This is a genomic window from Polaromonas sp. P3_C2 (genome assembly GCF_056402675.1).
This window is the reverse complement of record NZ_JBFUGX010001078.1, coordinates 1-895: the sequence shown is the minus strand read 5'-3', so window position 1 is coordinate 895 and position 895 is coordinate 1. Positions and strand designations below refer to the sequence as shown.

The following is an 895-nucleotide window of genomic DNA, read 5'->3' as shown; positions in this document are numbered from 1 at the left end:
CTCTTCTTTGGTAGCAACGATGTCGATCGTCGCCGGCACGATTTCGGATTGCGGCTTGCCGTCTTTACCGGCTATTTCCGCAACCGATTCGCCGCGTGCTATTTCCGCCTTGCCGACGTATTGCGCCTCGTAGCCCAGAATCGCCTGGGTCGTCGGATCTTTCAGCGGCGTTGCGTTGCGAAACACCCGGTAATTGACCGGTTCGCCTTTTTCAATGCTCAGGGGTTTGCCGGTGGTGCTGCCGGTGCCGTATTGGCTGCGCGCATAGGCGCGATCTCCGCGGCTAAGCAGAACGCGGCCTTCCTGGGCCGCCACAATGCGGGGCGCATTGGAAAGCATGGCCTCGTCGACGATCAAGGCCTCATTCAGGAAGGGCTCGATCAGGTTGGGCGCGATCGTGGGAATGGAGGCGTCTGCCAGGGTTTCAAAGCGGGTGCGCGGAGAAACGCGTACGGTGTCTGTCGGCGGGCCGTCGCTGGAGGCCTGCCGTGTGCGCAAGACGGCGCGGCCGCCGGTCTTGTCGAGGTAGAGCTGCTGTCCCGGGTAGATGCGGTGAGGATTCTTGATGTCGTCTAGGTTCATGCCCCACAGTTCGGGCCAGCGCCATGGGCTCTTGAGGAACATGCCGGAAATGGCCCAGAGCGTGTCGCCCCGCTTGACGGTGTAGTTGTCAGGCGCATTGGGCGCCAGTTCACTGAGGGGAACCCCGGTTTGAGCCACTTGGGTGGCCGTGGCCTTCTGTGCCGGGGTAATGGGAAAATTCTGGGCATGCAAGCCGACAGTAGTGCCCAAAAGGGCTGCGGTTGCCATTGAAATTTGACTGAAACGACCAAAAATTGTTTGCATCTCTGTAGGCCCTCGGTGCTTTTATGAGGCTGGCAGACACTATCCGGGC

Annotated in this window: 1 protein-coding gene; it reads right to left on the bottom strand. The window is 60.4% G+C overall.

Annotated features, from left to right (window positions below):
- The coding region (locus tag AC1DWI_RS24715) for a LysM peptidoglycan-binding domain-containing protein (protein WP_477726118.1) at nucleotides 1–846 on the bottom strand (846 nt) is incomplete at its 3' end.
- Nucleotides 847–895 lie beyond the last annotated feature (49 nt).